This is a genomic window from Mycobacterium sp. (assembly GCF_049647605.1).
Classification (GTDB): Bacteria; Actinomycetota; Actinomycetes; order Mycobacteriales; family Mycobacteriaceae; genus Mycobacterium.
Genome location: NZ_JBARXZ010000183.1, coordinates 1 through 17935, shown reverse-complemented (window position 1 = coordinate 17935; position 17935 = coordinate 1). Strand labels below are relative to the sequence as shown.

General features: G+C 66.6%; 18 protein-coding genes. All 18 read right to left on the bottom strand.

Annotated elements, in window-relative coordinates; all coding sequences use genetic code 11:
- Positions 1-211 precede the first annotated feature (211 nt).
- The 18 genes from WBB07_RS23570 to WBB07_RS23485 all read right to left on the bottom strand — a co-directional run bounded on the left by WBB07_RS23570 (position 212) and on the right by WBB07_RS23485 (position 17703).
- Positions 212-979, bottom strand: coding sequence for a sulfite exporter TauE/SafE family protein (locus WBB07_RS23570; RefSeq protein ID WP_526311121.1), 768 nt, complete (start codon positions 977-979; stop codon positions 212-214).
- A 39-nt stretch (positions 980-1018) separates the two neighbouring features.
- Entirely contained in the window at positions 1019-2455 is a 1437-nt protein-coding gene (gene der / locus WBB07_RS23565) for a ribosome biogenesis GTPase Der (RefSeq protein WP_526311107.1), read from the bottom strand.
- A complete protein-coding gene (gene cmk, locus WBB07_RS23560; protein WP_526311105.1) occupies positions 2452-3135 on the bottom strand; it encodes a (d)CMP kinase in 684 nt (227 codons plus the stop codon). Before cmk ends, der begins: the two co-directional genes overlap by 4 nt.
- Positions 3132-3872 carry a pseudouridine synthase gene (locus WBB07_RS23555; protein WP_526311103.1) on the bottom strand — a complete coding sequence of 247 codons (741 nt, stop codon included), beginning with the start codon at positions 3870-3872 and terminating at the stop codon, positions 3132-3134. Before WBB07_RS23555 ends, cmk begins: the two co-directional genes overlap by 4 nt.
- A 1-nt stretch (position 3873) precedes the next feature.
- Positions 3874-4608, bottom strand: coding sequence for an SMC-Scp complex subunit ScpB (gene scpB / locus WBB07_RS23550; RefSeq protein WP_526311101.1), 735 nt, complete (start codon positions 4606-4608; stop codon positions 3874-3876).
- Positions 4605-5444 carry a segregation/condensation protein A gene (locus WBB07_RS23545; protein ID WP_526311099.1) on the bottom strand — a complete coding sequence of 280 codons (840 nt, stop codon included), beginning with the start codon at positions 5442-5444 and terminating at the stop codon, positions 4605-4607. Before WBB07_RS23545 ends, scpB begins: the two co-directional genes overlap by 4 nt.
- Positions 5441-6304 carry a ParA family protein gene (locus tag WBB07_RS23540; protein ID WP_526311097.1) on the bottom strand — a complete coding sequence of 288 codons (864 nt, stop codon included), beginning with the start codon at positions 6302-6304 and terminating at the stop codon, positions 5441-5443. Before WBB07_RS23540 ends, WBB07_RS23545 begins: the two co-directional genes overlap by 4 nt.
- A gap of 172 nt (positions 6305-6476) precedes the next feature.
- Positions 6477-7412 carry a site-specific tyrosine recombinase XerD gene (gene xerD, locus WBB07_RS23535; RefSeq protein WP_526311095.1) on the bottom strand — a complete coding sequence of 312 codons (936 nt, stop codon included), beginning with the start codon at positions 7410-7412 and terminating at the stop codon, positions 6477-6479.
- A 12-nt stretch (positions 7413-7424) separates the two neighbouring features.
- Positions 7425-8045, bottom strand: coding sequence for an NUDIX domain-containing protein (locus tag WBB07_RS23530; RefSeq protein ID WP_526311093.1), 621 nt, complete (start codon positions 8043-8045; stop codon positions 7425-7427).
- The gene (pyrG, locus tag WBB07_RS23525) at positions 8038-9810 is read right to left on the bottom strand and encodes a CTP synthase (protein ID WP_526311091.1); all 1773 of its coding nucleotides are present in this window, start codon (positions 9808-9810) and stop codon (positions 8038-8040) included. Before pyrG ends, WBB07_RS23530 begins: the two co-directional genes overlap by 8 nt.
- A gap of 114 nt (positions 9811-9924) precedes the next feature.
- Positions 9925-10866, bottom strand: coding sequence for a copper transporter (locus tag WBB07_RS23520; RefSeq protein ID WP_526311089.1), 942 nt, complete (start codon positions 10864-10866; stop codon positions 9925-9927).
- On the bottom strand, positions 10863-12047 hold the full coding sequence (gene steA / locus WBB07_RS23515) for a putative cytokinetic ring protein SteA (RefSeq protein WP_526311087.1): 1185 nt from the start codon (positions 12045-12047) through the stop codon (positions 10863-10865). The genes WBB07_RS23520 and steA overlap by 4 nt, the downstream gene beginning before the upstream one ends.
- A 93-nt stretch (positions 12048-12140) precedes the next feature.
- Positions 12141-13907, bottom strand: a complete 1767-nt coding sequence (gene recN, locus WBB07_RS23510; RefSeq protein ID WP_526311085.1) for a DNA repair protein RecN — start codon at positions 13905-13907, stop codon at positions 12141-12143.
- Between the two features lie 4 nt (positions 13908-13911).
- The gene (locus tag WBB07_RS23505; RefSeq protein ID WP_526311083.1) at positions 13912-14835 is read right to left on the bottom strand and encodes an NAD kinase; all 924 of its coding nucleotides are present in this window, start codon (positions 14833-14835) and stop codon (positions 13912-13914) included.
- Positions 14832-15638: a TlyA family RNA methyltransferase gene (locus tag WBB07_RS23500; RefSeq protein WP_526311081.1), complete on the bottom strand. Its 807-nt coding sequence runs from the start codon at positions 15636-15638 to the stop codon at positions 14832-14834. The genes WBB07_RS23505 and WBB07_RS23500 overlap by 4 nt, the downstream gene beginning before the upstream one ends.
- 6 nt (positions 15639-15644) lie before the next feature.
- On the bottom strand, positions 15645-15821 hold the full coding sequence (locus WBB07_RS23495) for a hypothetical protein (RefSeq protein ID WP_526311079.1): 177 nt from the start codon (positions 15819-15821) through the stop codon (positions 15645-15647).
- A 9-nt stretch (positions 15822-15830) separates the two neighbouring features.
- Positions 15831-16856 carry an HAD-IIA family hydrolase gene (locus WBB07_RS23490; protein WP_526311119.1) on the bottom strand — a complete coding sequence of 342 codons (1026 nt, stop codon included), beginning with the start codon at positions 16854-16856 and terminating at the stop codon, positions 15831-15833.
- Between the two features lies 1 nt (position 16857).
- Positions 16858-17703, bottom strand: coding sequence for a tetratricopeptide repeat protein (locus WBB07_RS23485; protein ID WP_526311077.1), 846 nt, complete (start codon positions 17701-17703; stop codon positions 16858-16860).
- Positions 17704-17935: the final 232 nt, after the last annotated feature.

The following is a 17935-nucleotide window of genomic DNA, read 5'->3' as shown; positions in this document are numbered from 1 at the left end:
TTCGGCTGCTTTCGATCAGGGCTGCACACAAGTGCGACCGGGCAAATGGTTGGGCGCGCGCTCTACGGGCGCGGACAACACCATTCATCGAAAGCCATCAGCCGACGCGACGGCCAGAACGGCTCCAGGGCAGAGATATTCGATGGCGCAGTGCGATACGCACGTTCAGCCATCAGCTTCTCCCTTGATCACCTGCAAAACCGGCACTACATTACACCGTCAACAGCCGCCACAGCCCGATCAAGCCCACCACCACGATCACTGCGCGCAGCGCCCCCGGCGACAGCCGCCGACCATAGTGCGCACCGAGGAACCCGCCGATCAGCGACCCGACCGCGATCAGACCCACCGCCACCCAGCTGATCCGGTCGAACGCCACCACGGTGTAGGCAATGGCCGCAACCACATTGACCAGCAGCGACAACAGGTTCTTGGCGGCGTTCATCCGCTGCACCGACTCCGGAAGCAACGCACCCATCACGCCGATCAGCAGGATCCCCTGGGCGGCGGTGAAGTAGCCACCGTAGATGCCCACCGCGAAGGTGCCGACCACCACGGCCACCATTTGTTTGGACGAGACGTGCTCAGCCGATACCCCGGACTGTTCGGCGCGGCGCCGCGCCCACCCTTGGATTCGCGGCCCGAACACCACCAACAGCAGCGCCAGCACCAGCAGCACCGGCACCACCTGGAGGAACACCCTCTCCGGCAGGTGCAGCAGCAGCCAAGCACCCACACCGGCCCCAAGCAGTGACGCTGGGATCTGCCACTTCAGCCGGCTGCCCTGGCCGCGCAACTCGCGCCGGTACCCCCAGGTGCCGGACACCCCACCAGCGACCAGCCCCACCGCGTTGGACATGGTGGCGGTCACCGGCGGGAAGCCCAGCGCCACCAACGTCGGAAACGTGATCAAGGTGCCGGACCCGACGACCGCGTTGATGGCGCCCGCCCCGACTCCGGCCAACGCGATCAGGATCATGTGAGTGACGGACACCCGGGCAACCCTAGCGAGACGGCATCAGCGTGCGCGCGGACCCCGCTTCTCTCGCATCCGGACATTGACCCGGATCGGGCTGCCCTCGAACCCGAAGGTCTCGCGCAGCCGTCGCTCCAGGAAGCGGCGATATCCGGCTTCCAAGAACCCCGTCGTGAACAACACGAATGTGGGTGGCCGCGAGGTGGCCTGGGTGGCAAACAGGATGCGCGGTTGCTTACCGCCGCGTACCGGCGGCGGTGTCGCCGCGACCACTTCTTTGAGGAACGTGTTGAGCTGTCCGGTCGAGATGCGCTTGTCCCACGACGCCAACGACGTCTCCAGTGCCGGCACCAGTTTCTGGACGGCACGACCGGTCATCGCCGAGATGTTCACCCGCGGCGCCCACTGCACCTGCGCCAGATCCAAGTCGATCTCGCGCTCCAGCAGATGACGGCGGTCCTCGTCGACCAGATCCCACTTGTTGAATGCCAGCACTACGGCGCGTCCGGCTTCGATCACCATCGTCAGGATCCGTTGGTCCTGCTCGGTCAACGGTTGTGACGCGTCGATCATGATGATCGCGACCTCGGCCGAATCGATGGCACCGTGGGTGCGCACCGACGCGTAGAACTCATGCCCGCTGGCCTGCCCGACCTTGCGGCGCAGACCGGCGGTGTCCACGAATCGCCACGTTTTGTCGCCCAGTTGGATGAGGGAGTCGACAGGGTCGACGGTGGTGCCTGCGACATCGTGCACCACCGAACGCTGGTCCCCGGCCAACCGGTTCAGCAGCGAACTCTTACCGACGTTGGGTTTACCGACCAGCGCGACCCGGCGGGGTCCGCCGCCGCCGCTGCCGGCGACCTCGGAGATCTCGGGCAGCACCTCGAGCACCCGATCCAACAGATCGGCCACACCACGGCCGTGCATCGCACTGATCGGGTGCGGCTCCCCCAGCCCCAGCGACCACAGCGACGCGGCATCGGGTTCCTGCCGCTCCCCGTCGACCTTGTTGGCCGCCAGGAACACCGGCTTACCGGAGCGACGCAACAGCTTGGCCGCCGCCTCGTCACCAGATGTGGCGCCGACGATCGAGTCGACAACAAAAATGATGACGTCGGCGGTCCGCATCGCCACCGACGCCTGCTCGGCGACCAATTGCTGCAGGCCCTTGGCGTCGGGCTCCCAGCCGCCGGTGTCCTGCACAACAAACCGGCGACCGGTGTAGAGCGCGTCGTAGGACACCCGGTCGCGGGTCACGCCCGGCAGATCCTGCACGACGGCTTCGCGGCGGCCCAGGATGCGGTTCACCAGCGTGGACTTGCCCACGTTGGGGCGGCCGACGACGGCCACCACCGGAGGTGGGCCCGCGAACTCTTCGAGCTCGTCAGCGAACTCCGAATCGACTGATTCCCAGTCACTTTCGTCGCTCCAGGTTCCGTCTCCGGCTTGGGCCGACGGAAACTCTTCTTCACTCATGGTCTCACTCCGCTGGTTTCGTGCACGAGATCGAGCAGGTGTGCCACCACCTCGTCCTGGGTCATGTCGCTGGTGTCGACCACCAGCGCGTCCTCGGCCGCCCGCAACGGCGACATCACCCGAGTCGAATCGAGGTGGTCGCGTCGGCGCACATCGGCCAGCACGCCGTCATAGTCGTCCGGGAACCCGGCGGCGACGTTCTGATTGTTGCGCCGCAGCGCCCGGGTCTCCGGTGTCGCGGTCAAGAAGATCTTCACGTCGGCATCCGGCAACACCGCGGTGCCGATGTCACGCCCCTCCACCACGACACTGCCCGGGCCTGAAGCCAATTCCCGCTGCAACTCCACCAGCCGGACACGCACCTGCGGCACCGCCGACACCGCCGACACCGCACCGGTCACCTCATCGCCACGAATCTCGGCCGAGACGTCCTCACCGGCCAGATACGCCCGATCTTCATCGGGGTCATATCCCACCGAAACCGGCACCTCGACGGCCGCAATCGCGGCGGCATCGTCCAGCGCAACACCCGAACGCAGCACACCCAGCGTCACGATCCGGTACATCGCACCGGTATCGAGGTAGCGGGCATTCATCGCCCGTGCCAATCCCCTTGACACCGAAGACTTTCCAGTACCAGCCGGCCCGTCGATGGCAACAACGAGGTTCACTTCACTCACAGGCCAACCGCCTTGTACAACTCGCCGATCTCCTTGCGCGTCAGAACCCTGATCGTCTCGATCTTCTGCTCCCCCAGCGTCACCTCGCCGATGGCGACCCGCACCAGAGCTTCCACCGGAAAACCGACATGCTCGAGCAACCGGCGCACGATCCGGTTTCGCCCCTCGTGCAGCGTCACCCGCACCAGCGATTTGCCGGGGATCATGTCGACCAGCGAAAAATCGTCCACGCTGGCCGGACCGTCCTCGAGCTCGACACCATCGCGCAACGTATTGCCCAGCCCCTTGGGCACCTTGCCGGTGACCGTGGCCAGATATGTCTTGGGAATCTCATACGACGGATGGGTCAACCGATGCGCGAGCTCACCGTCATTGGTCAGCAGGATCAGCCCCTCGGTGTCGGCATCGAGCCGACCGACATGGAAGAGCTTCTTGTTGCCGCGGACCCGATGCTCCACCACATCGCCGATGCAGGGCCGACCCAGCTCATCGGACATCGTCGAGTACATCCCGACAGGCTTGTTGAGCGCCAGATACACCAACTCGTCGTCGATCTGGACACGGACGCCGTCGACACGAATCACCACCGCACCAGGATCCACCCGGGTGCCCAATTCGGTGACGATGTGCCCGTCGACCTCGACCCGGCCGTCACTGATCATCCGTTCGGCGACCCGCCGCGACGCAATCCCCGCCTGAGACAACACTTTTTGCAGGCGTACGCCATCATCGGTCATGTCAATCCTCGTCCATCTCGATGGCCGGCGCAGCCGCAGGGGCGGCAGCCGGGTTGAGTTTCATGAAACGTGGCTCAGAGTCCAGCGTCTCACTGATGTCGTCGATCACGTCAACGTCGGGCAGCAGCGGCGCGATATCGGGAAGATCGGCCAGGGACGTCAACCCCAACCGCTCCAGAAACAGTTCCGTGGTGGCGAAGGTCACCGCGCCGGTGTCGCCGTCGGCACCGGCCTCGGTGATCAGCCCGCGCGCCAGCAGCGTGCGGATCACCGCGTCGACGTTGACCCCACGCACGGCGCTGACCCGGGCCCGGGTCACCGGCTGCCGGTAGGCCACCACCGCCAGGGTCTCCAGGGCGGCGCGAGTCAGCTTCGACCGCGCCCCGTCGAGCAGCAGCCGTTCCACATACGGTGCGTAACGGGACCGGGTGTACATCCGCCAGCCGCCGGCCGCCTCACGCAGGTCGATGCCGCTGTCCCGTGCCGCCAGTTGCGCGGCCATCTCCTTCAGCTTCGCCGCGATCCGCCGGCCGGACTGCTCGGTGGCCGACGACAATTGCTCGATGGTCACCGGGGTGTCCACCACCAGCAGCAGCGCTTCCAGCACCCGACCGAGATCGTCGTCATCGAGTTCGAGTTCAGGTTCGGCGGCGGGGTCCCCGCCGGGGAGCAGGGAATCGTCGGGGGGCAGGGAATCGTCGGTGACAGCCCCGATATCAGGGGCCTGGTCGGTCATGGTTGATCCCGTTCTTCCGCCGACTCTTCGTCTACCTGCAATTCTTGGCCTGTCGGGCTGTCTCCGGTCCACGAAACCTGGAGCACACCAAGTGGTTCTGACTGCTCAAATGCTACCGCCCTGGTCCGATAGAGTTCGAGCAGCGCCAGGAAACGACCGACAATCTGGACCGGCACGTCGCAGTCGGCCACCAACTCGGTGAAACTGACCCACTCCCCGACACCTCGACGCTCCAGGAACCGCAGCATGATCTCGGCCTGCTCAGGGACCGACACCCGCGAAAAGTGGATGTGATCGGTGCCCACCGTCGGCACCGGCCGTGGGGTGAATGCGGCCGCGGCGATCTGCGCAAATGCGTCACCGTCGACGCCGAGCATCACCTCGGGCAGCAGGGAGGCGAACCGGTCCTCCAACGACACCGCACGTGGATAGCTCCGCAGGGCGGCTGCTTCCAGTTCGGCGAACATCTGGGCGACATGCTTGAACGCCCGGTACTGCAGCAGCCGGGCGAACAGCAGGTCGCGGACCTCCAACAGCGCCAGGTCCTCGTCGTCCTCGGTCTGGCCCGACGGCAACAGCCGGGCGGCCTTCAGATCCAGCAGCGTCGCCGCGACCACCAGGAACGCCGTCGTCTCATCCAACTCGAGCTGGGTACCGAACTGCTTGGTGTAGGCGATGAAGTCGTCGGTGACCTGATGCAACGCCACCTCGGTGACGTCGAGACGATGCGCAAAGATCAGCTGCAACAGCAGATCGAACGGGCCTTCGAAGTTGGTCAGCTTGACCTGGAATCCGGCCTGGGTGTCCTCCCGTGCTGGAGCGGACTCCTCGGTCACGTGCCGAAGCGATCGATGACCTCACGGGCCAACGACCGGTATGCCTGCGCGCCAGTCGATTTCGGCGCCCACGTGGTGATGGGCTCCCCGGCGACGCTGGTCTCGGGGAAACGCACGGTGCGGGTGATCACGGTGTCGAACACCAGCGAACCGAACCGTTCCACCACCCGGGCCATCACTTCGCGGGCATTGACGGTGCGGCTGTCATAGCGGGTGATCAGGATCCCGCTGATGGACAGTCGCGGGTTGAGCCTGTCGTGCACCTTCTCGACCGTGTCGGTCAGCAACGCCAGGCCACGCAGCGAGAAGTACTCACATTCGGTGGGGATGATCACCCCGTCGGAGCAGGCCAGGCCGTTGACGGTGAGCAGACCCAGCGACGGCTGGCAGTCGATCAGCACGTAGTCGTAACGGTCGAGCACCGGGTAGAGGGCCCGCGCCAGCGTCTGTTCGCGGCCCACCTCGTTGACCAGCTGGATCTCGGCGGCCGACAGGTCGATATTGCTGGGCACCAGATCCAGGCCGTTGACCCTGGTCTTGATGATCACTTCGTCGATCGACACCCGCGGCTCGATCAGCAGGTTGTGCACGGTGTTGTCGAGTTCGTAGTGCGGAACCCCCAGCCCCGCCGACAGTGCGCCCTGCGGATCCAGATCCACCAACAGCACCCGGCGGCCGTAGTCGGCCAGAGCGGCACCCAGGTTGATGGTCGACGTGGTCTTGCCCACGCCACCCTTCTGGTTACACATGGCGATGACCTTGGCCGGCCCATGCGAGTGCAATGGTGGAGGCTCGGGAACAGCTCGCGCCGGGCGTCCAGTCAGACCGAGCGGTAGCTCGTCGGCAATATCGTCGGTCACGCCCGGTCGCCCCCGGCCGTCGATCTGGTGGCGGACATCCGGGAAAGTCTAACCGGTCAACACGCCTGCGCCGGCAGACCCGCAGGCAATCTCACCAGCAGATATACCGGTCGCGGATGTCATGGACCCCAAACGGCCGATCCCAGCGCTGCTGGAGAGCCGATTCCGGGGGTCAGCGGGCCCGCGGGTGGGCCCCCGCCCACACCTCGCGCAGCGCATGCACGGTCACCAGCGTGTAGATCTGGGTGGTCGTCACCGAGGCGTGACCTAGGAGTTCCTGCACCACCCGCACGTCGGCGCCACCGTCGAGCAAGTGCGTGGCAAACGAGTGACGCAGCGTGTGCGGTGACACCGCCGACGAGATACCGGCCCGCTCGGCGGCATCCTGGAGCACCTGCCAGGCACTCTGCCGGGACAGCCGACCACCGCGGGCGTTGAGGAAGATCGCCGGTGTGCCGCGGCCGCGGCGCGCCAAATCGGGCCGGCCGCGCACCAGGTAGGCGTCGAGCGCCGCGATGGCCGGTCGGCCGACGGGCACCAGACGCTGTTTTCCGCCTTTACCGCGCAGCAGCGCGGAGCGCGCTTCGGTGTCGATGTCGTCGATGTCCATGCCGACAACTTCGGAGATGCGGGCCCCGGTGGAGTAGAGCAGCTCCAGCATCGCCCGGTTACGCAGTGTCAGCGGACCGTCGGTGGCGTCGTCGCCGCCCGCCCCTTCCAACAGGGCGATGACCTCGTCGAGTGACAGGCTCTTGGGTAACCGGCGGCCCGGGGTGGGGGGTTTCACCGCACGCGCCACATCGGTGGCGGTGACCCCTTCGGCGGTGCTGAACTTGTGCAGCCCGCGGACCGCGATCAAGGTCCGCGCAGCCGACACCGCGGACAGGGCGGCGGCACCGGTGTCGTCATCGCCGCGCCGCAGCGCCACCAGGAAGTCGCTGACATCGGTCTCGCTCACCTCGGCCAGGCTCTCGATACCCCGGCCGCTGAGGTGCTCGTGGTATCGGCGCAGGTCACGCCGATACGAACTCAACGTGTTGGCAGCCACCCCGCGCTCGATCGTGAGGTGGTCGAGGTAGCCCTGTAGTTGGTCGTCAAGTGTGGCCATGACCGCAGGCCGTCACGGGGTGCGGCGCGCGGCGAACCGGGTGGGCCGGTCGATCCACTCCGCGCCGATCGGGCGGGAGTCCGCCACACCCTGCCGCACCGCCCACGCCGCCAGAATCCCGGACACCGCAAGCGAATTGACGATCTCACCGGAGAACACCCGCTTCACGGCATCTTCCAACGGAACCCGCTTCACCACCATGTCGGCTTCCTCGTGCTCGGGCTCGGGACGGTCAGCCGCGTGCAGACCCGTCGCCAGGTAGATCCGCACGCTCTCGTCGCTGAAGCCCGGAGCGGAGACGACGTCGACGAGCACACTCCAGTGATCGGCCGCCAGAGCCGCTTCTTCGGCGAGTTCCCGCCCCGCGGTGACAGCCGGATCCTCGCCGCCGATGTCGAGCAGCCCGGCCGGCAGCTCCCACAGCCGCCGGCCCAACGGATGCCGGTACTGATACACCAGCACCACCTGATCGTGCTCGTCGAGCGCCACGACAGCCACCGCGCCGAAGTGCTCCACAACTTCACGACGGGCGGTGACGCCGCCGGGCATCTGCACCTCGTCGGCGCGCAGGGCAAGGATCTTGCCGGTGTACACCGTCTCGCTGGAGACGGTGCCGAAGGCGTGCTCAGCCACGGGCTGGGGACTCTTCGGCCAACTGCGGTGTGACGGCGGGATTCGTCCCGTTGGTGTGCTGCTCGGGAGCTTCGGAGGTCTCCAGAGGCAGCCGTTCTGCGACTTTGTACTCGATCGACGCGCCGATGAATGCCGCGAACAACGGGTGCGGTTTGGTGGGACGGCTCTTGAGCTCGGGATGAGCCTGCGTGCCCACCAGGAACGGATGCACTTCCTTCGGGTACTCGACGAACTCCACCAGGTGCCCGTCGGGCGAGGTGCCGGAGAACCGCAGCCCGCTCTCGGCGATCCGGTCCCGGTAGGCATTGTTCACCTCGTAGCGATGCCGGTGACGTTCCGACACCTCGGTGGACTGATATGCCTGCGCCACCAGCGACTTCGGTTGCAGCACAGCAGGATAGGCACCCAATCGCATGGTGCCACCCAAGTCGGCCTCACCGGCGACGATCTGTTCCTGGTCGGCCATGGTCGAGATCACCGGGTCCGGGGTCTCCGGATCGAATTCCGTCGAACTCGCCTGATCGAGTCCGACCGACCGGGCCGCCTCGATCACGATGCACTGCAGACCCAGACACAACCCGAGCACCGGGATCCCCCGGTTGCGCGCGTAGGAGATCGCGCCCAGTTTGCCCTCGATACCGCGGATACCGAATCCGCCCGGGATCAGCACACCGTGCACGTCGCCCAGCTCGGCGGCCGCGCCGGCGGTGGTCTCACAGTCGTCGGAGGCCACCCAGCGGATCTCGACCTTGGTGCGGTGCGCAAAACCGCCGGCCCGCAACGCCTCAGCCACCGAGAGATATGCATCGGAGAGGTCGATGTACTTGCCCACCAGGGCGATTCGCACCGTCTCCTTGGGCTCGTGGACCCGCTGCAGCAGATCGTTCCACTGCGTCCAGTCCACGTCGCGGAACGGCAGGTTGAGCCGGCGCACCACGTAGGCGTCCAGTTCTTCGCGGTGCAACACCCGCGGGATGTCGTAGATCGACGGCGCGTCCGGTGTGGAGATCACCCCGTCGACGTCGACGTCACACATCAGGGCGATCTTGTCCTTGAGCGCCTCAGGGATGTCGCGGTCACAACGCAGGATCAGCGCGTCCGGAGTGATACCGATGCTGCGCAGCGCCGCCACCGAGTGTTGGGTCGGTTTGGTCTTCAGTTCGCCGGACGGCTTGAGGAACGGCACCAGTGAGACGTGCAGGAAGAAGCAGTTCTCCCGGCCGACTTCGTGGCGGACCTGCCGTGCGGCCTCCAGGAACGGCAGCGATTCGATATCGCCGACGGTGCCACCGATCTCGGTGATCACCACGTCGGGCCGGTTGCCGTTGACGTCGGGCTCGGCCATCGCCAGGATGCGGTTCTTGATCTCGTCGGTGATGTGCGGGATCACCTGCACCGTATCGCCGAGGTACTCGCCGCGGCGCTCCTTGGCGATCACCGTCGAATACACCTGCCCGGTGGTGACATTCGCATGCCCGGAAAGGTTGCGGTCCAGGAATCGCTCATAGTGCCCGACGTCGAGATCGGTTTCGGCGCCGTCCTCGGTGACAAACACCTCACCGTGCTGGAACGGGTTCATGGTGCCGGGGTCGACGTTCAGATACGGATCGAGTTTCTGCATCGTGACGTAGAGGCCCCGGGCAGTGAGGAGCTGGCCGAGGCTACTGGCCGTCAGCCCCTTCCCCAGCGAGGAGACCACTCCACCGCTGACAAAAACATGCTTGGTGGCGGTTTGTGGGTGCTTGCGTAACGATGGCAAGTGCATCCTCCCGTGGAAACTTCAGCTAAAAGCAGCGGCTTGGGCCTGCTGACCCACGGAAGTTCACCTTAACACCGACACCGACAAGTCGCTCTCGCCGCGCCGCGTGGCTGCAGTTCTCTACTGAACCACGGTGACCGACGCAGCGCCCTGCCCGACACCGTACTGGCCCGGTTTGGCGCCTACCGCCAGCTCCTGGGCGCCGAGTACCGCGGTGATCCGGCCGGCCTCGGTTCCGATGTCGTCGACTGTGCTGACCACGCTGGTGAGGCTGGGATCTGATCGGATCACGGCGACGGCGGCGGTCCCGGTGGCCGAACCATCGCGGCCGGCGACCACAACTCCCGAGCCGTGCGGGGCCATTGCGGCGGCGAACCGTGCCACCGTGGCCCCCTGGTTGCCGGCGTCCTCGCCCAGACCCGCGCCGGTGACGATGATGGCCGCGTCGGCGGCGCCGATGTTCTGCTCCGGGTAGGTCAGGAAACCGGTTTCGCGCAGCGAGGCCAGTACCGTCTCGCGCTGCTCGTCGGTGACGGCCGGGGCTGCCGGATCGCGGGGGCGCAGCAGTGCGATACCCAGCAGGTCGCCGGCTTGGGAGCCCTGGTCGACCAGCGTGGTTCCCAGCTGGGTGCCGGCCGGCAGCACCGAGGAGCCCACGACGGTCCGTAGTTTCTCGGCCGAGTTGGCGTCGACGAACTCCTGGGTCAACCCCAGGGTGGCGGTCACGACGGCCCCGGCGTCCCCGAGGATCCGGATCACGCCGTCGATGTCGCCCTCGTCGGCGTCGGGCGTGCGGAACAGCACCACCGACTTGCCGTCCAGCGCCCGGCCGACGATCCGGCCGGCCACCTGGGCATCGAAATCATTGGCCGCGCTGAGCTTTTCGTTGAGCGCATTCTTCTCGTCCGTCAACCCGTTGATCTGGGTCTGCAGATCTCTCTTCTCGCTACGCATCCCCGCCAGCAGGGTGTCCGACAGCAAGCCGGACCCCAGCACCACCCCGATCGCCAAGGCCAGGAACACCGCGGCGAGTGAGATGGCGTGGGAGCGCAGAGTGATCACGACGTCACCCAGTGCTGCACCCAGGCCGAGAACTTGTTCCAATACTGCACAACCCAGTCGATCACCACCGTGTCGGTCTGGGACACCATCAGCGCCACGATCACCGCGACCAGCATCGCCAGCACCAGCATTGCGATCGAGCCACCGGAGATTCGGCTGCGGTAGAGGGTGGCCACCGCCTTGGCGTCCACCAGCTTCTCCCCCACCTTGAGACGGGTGAGGAAGGTCGACGGGTTGCTGCGCTGGCGGGTGCGGTCGAAGAACTCTTCGATCGTGGCCGTGTGTCCGGCCGTGACGATCAACGCGGCACCGTGATGGTCGGCGAGCAGCAGTGCCAGATCGGCAGCCGACCCGGCGGCCGGGAAAGTCATCGCTCCCACACCCAGGTCCTGGATGCGTTCGAGGCCCGGGGCGTGTCCGTCGGCGTCGGCGGGCAGCACCACCTGGGCTCCGGATTTGAGGGCGTCGGCACTGATCTGTTCGGGGTCTCCGACAATCAGCTGCGGCCGGTAGCCGGCCTTGCGGATCAGGTCCGCCCCGGAGCCGACTCCGATGAGCACCGGCTGGTATTCCTTGATGAACGGTTTCAGCGCTTTGAGATCCTCCGCGGCACAGGGCTCCTCGGCGACCACCACGACGTGACGGCGGCGCAGGTCGACGTCGATGTCCGGGATACCGATCCCGTCGATCAGCAGCGGGCTCTCACTGCGGATGAACTCGATAGTGTTCCCGGCGAAGGACTCCAGGTGTGCGACGAGACCGCTCTTGGCCTCGTGCATCATCTCGTTGATGTCCTCGTCGGTGCGCTGGGCACCCAGGGCCAGCCGGCGGTCACCGGAGTAGACGCCACCGTTGTGCAGGCGGATCTTCGCGCCGTCCTTGACCTTCTTCAGAACCTCGGGGCCGGTTTCGTCGATCAGGGTGATGCCGTTGCCCACCAGCACCTCGGGCCCGAGGTTGGGATAGCGCCCGGAGATCGACGGGGAGGCGTTGACCACACCGGCGATGTTGGCGTCCACGAGCGCGTCCGCAGTCGCCCGGTCCAGATCCAGGACGTCGAGGACGACGATGTCGCCCGGTTCGACCCGGCGCAACAGCCGGTCGATGTCGCGATCCACCCGAGCGGTGCCGGTGACGCCTGGACGAGTGGTGTTCCGGGAGAGAAGCGCTGCCATCCTCATGGCGGTGATTCTGTAACCGAATCGCAGTATCCCCCGGGAGGCGCGCCGTAACATCTGCCCCACAAGTCACATCCAGTCACATCTGCAACAGGATTAGGTAACGGTGGTCCGCTCCTGCCGCGCCGCGTCCAACAGCTCCCGCGCGTGCGCCCGCCCGGTATCGGACTCGCCCAGACCGGCCAACATGCGCGCCAGCTCGGCCACCCTGTCGTCATCGCCCAGCCGCACCACACCGCTGGTTCCGTTCTTACCGACCGGCGCCACCACCAGATGCGTATCGGCATACGCCGCGACCTGAGGCAAATGGGTCACGACGATGACCTGATGGGTGCGCGCCAACCGCGCCAGCCGGCGCCCGATCTGCACCGCCGCACGCCCGCCGACACCCGCGTCCACCTCGTCGAACACCATCGTGGTGCCCTCCGAGGATGCCGCGAGCACCACCTCCAAGGCCAGCATCACCCGAGACAGCTCACCGCCGGACGCGCTCTTACCCAACTGCAGCACCCCGGCACCACGATGTGGTGTGAACCCGAACTCCACCAGGTCCACGCCGTGAGAACCCGCATGGGCCCGCTGCCCCGAAGCCAGCGTCAGCGGAGCGGCATCGTCCTCTCGCGCCGGCAACGGGGACACCGCGATGGTGAACTCGGCGTCCGCCATCGCCAGTCCCGCGAGCTCCGCGGTCACCGCCTTGGCCAACGATTTCGCAGATTTGGTACGCACGGCACTCAGCTCGGCAGCCGCCTTGACCAGCCGCGCCGCCACTTCGTCGACCTTCTTCGCCAGCTCGGCCAACGCCTCTTCCGACACATCGAGCTGCGCCAGCCGGCCCCGGGAGTCCGCCGCCCAGCTCAGTACCCCGTCGATATCGGCGGCATACTTGCGGGTCAACGACCGCAACTCGGCCTGACGCGCCAGCTTGGCCTCCAAGGTGCTGGCATCGGCCGGCAGCTCGGCCAGGAACGCCCCGATCTCATGGGAGACATCGCCGACGACGGTCAGCGCATCAGTCAACTGACTTCCCAACGCCTGCAACGCAGCATCGTCGGCGCCCTCCAACGCAGCGACCGCGGCACCGATGGTGCTGGTCGCCGACACCTCGCTACCCCCGTCGGCGTCATCGAGCACCCCGGACAGCGCGGCACGCGCCACCGCGGCCGCCTCCCGCAACGCATCGAGTTCTGACAGCCTGCGGATATCGGCCACCAACGCGTCATCCTCACCGGGATGGGGGTCGATGGTGTCGATCTCCTGGAGCGCAAACTGCAGCCGGTCCGCCTCCTGAGCGAGGTCACGGGCCCGGTTGGTGCGGTCGATGAGGTCCCGCCGGGCGGTCAGCCACTCCTCGCGAAGTGCCCGATAGCGCTTCAGCTTCACCTCGACATCGGCAAACCGGTCCAGGGCCACCCGCTGCTCGTCGGGCTTCATCAACCGCAGTTGATCGTTCTGCCCGTGCAACGTCAACAGCTGGGTGGTGAACGTACTCAACGATTTTGCCGGGACACTGCGTCCCCCCAGGTAGGCCCGCGACGGCCCGTCACGATTGACCGACCGCAGCGCGATGACACTGCCGTCGTCATCGCGTTCCGAACCCGACGCGTCCAAGATCTCGTCGATTCCCGCGGTGAGCTCCACGTCGAGGTCGTCGGTGGTGAACCGTCCTTCGACAACGGCCCGGTCGGAACCGGACCGGACCCGATTGGCGTCGGCCCGGGCACCACCGAGAAGATGCAGGCCCGTGACCACCATGGTCTTTCCGGTGCCGGTCTCCCCGGTCAGGACCGTGAGACCACGGTCGAACTCGGCATTGGCGGCGCTGATGGCACCCAGCGCCTCGATACGAATTTCGGCGAGCACGTCGTTACTGTCCGCGCCAACCCGTGACCGGCAACCGGAACTTACGCACCAGCCGGTCAGTGAACGGGGCGCTGTCCAACCGCACCCACTTCACCGGAGTTCCACAGCGGGTGGCCTCCAGCCGCCCGCCCGCAGGCACCATCATCTGCCTGCGTCCGTCACAGAACACCATCGCGTCATAGCCGTCCGCCTCGATCTCCACCGCGATGGTTGCCAGCGGGCTGGTGACCATCGGCCGCGCGAACAGGGCGTGCGCATTGTTGGGCACCACCAAGATCGCCTCGAGATCCGGCCACACCACCGGGCCGCCGGACGAGAACGCGTACGCGGTGGACCCGGTGGGCGTCGCGATCAGCACACCGTCACAGCCGAATGACGACACCGGCCTACCGTCGACCTCGACCACCACGCCCAGCACCCCCAGCCGCGGACCTTTCTCGAGGCTGGCCTCATTGAGCGCCCAACCTCGATCGACGACCTCCCCGTCGACACGAACCAGGACGTCGAGAGTCATCCGGGTCTCCACCCGGTAATCACCGGTGATGACATGGTCGAGAACGGTCTCGAGATGCTCGGCCTCGGCCTCGGCGAGGAAGCCGATCCGGCCGAGATTGATACCCAGAACCGGGATACCGGCGTTGCGCGCCAGTTCGGCGGCCCGGAGGAAAGTGCCGTCGCCGCCGAGCACCAAGACCAGTTCACAGCCCAGCGCCGCGTTCTCATCGGCATCCACTACGTCGATTTCGACACCGAGGGCGCGCATATCGTCGGGCGCCAGATGCAACGGACCCCGGTCGACGGCTTCCGCCGACAGCATCTTCAGACCGATGCCGTTGTCCGCCAAGACCTTTTCCACTCGGCGTGCTACTTCGGTCGCCTCGCCGCGGCCCGTGTGGACCACAAGCAGGATGGTGCGGTCGCAGGTCATTGCGGCCCTTCCTCAACGGCTCGACGGATAGCGGACTCGAGCTCCGCACCGCGCAGCCCTCGGTCGGTCGTGGCACGCAGCCACAGGAAGTACTCCACATTGCCCGACGGCCCGGGCAGCGGGCTGGCAACGGCACCTACGGTCTGCCAGCCCAGGTCGGCCGCCCGCCCGGCGACTGCCAGCACAGCGGCCTCCCGCAACCGTGGATCGGAGACCACACCGCCCGCCCCGACCTGGCCCTTACCCACCTCGAACTGCGGCTTCACCATGGGAACGATATCGGCGTCGGCGTCCGCGCACGCGGTCAGTGCAGGCAGCACCGTCGACAACGAGATGAAGGACAAGTCGGCGACGATCGCATCGACTCGCCCACCTGTCTTCTCGGGAGTGAGCTCACGAACATTGGTGCGCTCCAAAACCGTCACCCGCTCATCGGACCGCAGCGACCACGCCAACTGTCCGTAGCCGACATCCACCGCAACCACCTCGCGGGCCCCGCGGTCCAGCAGCACCTCGGTGAAACCGCCGGTGGAGGCCCCGGCGTCGAGACAGCGGCGCTGGGCGACCTCGATACCGAATGCGTCGAGCGCGCCGATCAGTTTGTGTGCGCCGCGGGATACCCAGCTGCGCTCCCCGTCCACCACCTTGAGCGTGGCCGTCACCGCAATAGCCGTCGCCGGCTTGGCTGCGGGCATACCGTCCACCGTGACCCGCCCCGCACTGATCAGCTCTGCGGCTTGTTGGCGGGACCGAGCCAGCCCTCGTCGAACCAGCTCGGCGTCAACACGAATACGCCGTGTCACGGTTGGTCAGCCCTTCTCCACCGATTCGAGAGCGTGCACCAAAACGTCATGGATCTCCTCGAGCCGGCGGGCGACGTCGTCGAGGTCCATCTCGACATGGCCGGGCACCTCGGCGGAGACATCGGGCAGCTCAGCGAGCAGTGTGTCGACCTGGGCGCGAATCAGGTCTGCGTCGGCACTCATAACGGCTACTCACGCTAGCTGATCGACCGGAGAGAGCAGGGACCAGCGTTGCAGCGCCGCCTCCGCGGTGCCGTCGGCAGCGGCCACCACAAACTGTCCGTCGTCGAATCCGGCGTCCCACACCGCCCTCGCCGTCGCCCGTACCACCGACAGCTCATCGGCTTCGGCACCGGTGCCGGCAAAGCCGACGGACACCGTCGTTCCCTCCACTTCGACCCGCCAGGACGGGTGCGCCGCAACCGCACAGGACGCCATATCGGTATGCAGGGACCGCAGGTCCTCGGCGATGAACGTGGGGCGCAGCGCGGGTTCGGCGTAAACCGCGTCGCGCGCGCTGTTGACCCCGGTGAGCACCATCAGACTGGGCAGGCCGGCAGCGTTGGCGCCCGCGATGTCGGTGTCGAGACGGTCGCCGACCACCAGCGGAGCGTGGAAATCGCCGCGCGCCATCGCGCTTTCCATGAGGGTTGGTGCCGGCTTGCCTGCGACTTGCGGCTCGACGTCGGTGGCGGTGCGCAACGCAGCGACCATCGACCCGTTCCCCGGCAACAAACCTCGCTCGGTCGGCAGCGTCCGATCGACGTTGGCCGCCACCCACACCGCACCGGACCTGATCGCCAGCGCCGCTTCCGCGAGATCCGCCCAGCCGGTCTGCGGGTTGTGCCCTTGAACCACCGCAACCGGGTCATCGGCGAACAGCCGCACCGGTCTCAGCCCGACCGCGCTGACTTCATTTGCGAGCGCCTCGGTTCCGACGACCAAAACTGTTGCCCCCGGAGCGAGCTGACGCGCCAGCAGATGCGCAGCCCCCTGGGCGCTGGTCACCACGTCATCGGACACGGCGGTGAAGCCGAGCTCACACAGATGTGTCGCTACCTCGTCCGCACCTCGCGAAGCATTGTTGGTGACAAAAAACGTCCGCGTCTGTGACCGTGCCAGGGCGTCGACCGCTCCCGGAGTCGGTTCATGCCCACGGAAGACCGTGCCATCCAGGTCGAGCATCAAACAGTCGAAATGCTGATCGAAGGTGCTCACGTCAGGCCAGCTCACTGATGCGGTCCTCAGCGTCTGTCACGCCGTCGACGTCAGCGCTGGCCGCGTGAAAGAACCATTGCAGCGCCTCCGGAGTGCGGTCGAGTGCAAGCAGCGTCTCTGCATAGGCATAGAACAGGCGTGCCGCGGTCTCACCGGACCTCTTGGGATCCAGTGGCGGCGACGCCAGCACCGCCAGCGACTGTTCCAGTTGTCCGAGGTCGGCACGCGCGCCGGCCACCACGATGCGAAGCTCATCGGCTGCATCACCGGTCAGCGCTTCGGCCTCGGCGCTGCGGGCCAATTCGATGGCACGCTCGGGGCGTCCTACACCACGTTCACAATCGGCGATGAGTGCCAACAGTTCCGATTTGGCGCCCATCCTGCGTGCGGCACGCAGCTCGGCCAACGCCTGAGCCCAGTCACCGCACCGATAGGCGGCGATGCCTACAGCTTCCCGGATCGCCGCGATACGCCCGGAACGTTGACGGGCAGCACGGGCGTGCTCCAACGCAGCCTCAGGATCCTCATCAAGCAGTTCGCCGGCGGCCACCAAGTGCCGGGCGATGGTGTCGGCCGTCGTTTTGTCCAGGGTGCTCAGTTCACGGCGCACATCGGGCGCCAGCTGCTTCGCGTCGACGGAGGACGGGATCTTGGGACCCGACGACTCCTCTGTCCCTCCCGCTGGACGCGTCGAACTCGAGTGCTGCTGGGGGCGCCGGCCCCGGTCCGGGCCCGAACGCCCCGGCTGATTCGTTCGATTACCGCGCTGCCCGCCACCGTGCTGCGGGCCACCGTCGCGACTGGGGCGCCCTGGCCGACGCTCGCCGCCGCCTCTGTTGTCGACCATGGTGCCTTTCCGCCTCGTTACCTGACGTCAGGATACGGGCACTGGCGATTCAGCCACAATTCGCTATTCATCTGGGGCCGATACGCCATTGTTTGAAATTGTTTGGGTGAAATAGAAATACCCCCCACCAGTGGTGGGGGGTATTTCTAATGTGTGTTCGGCGGTGTCCTACTTTTCCACCCTTTTGGGTAGTATCATCGGCGCTGACAGGCTTAGCTTCCGGGTTCGGGAT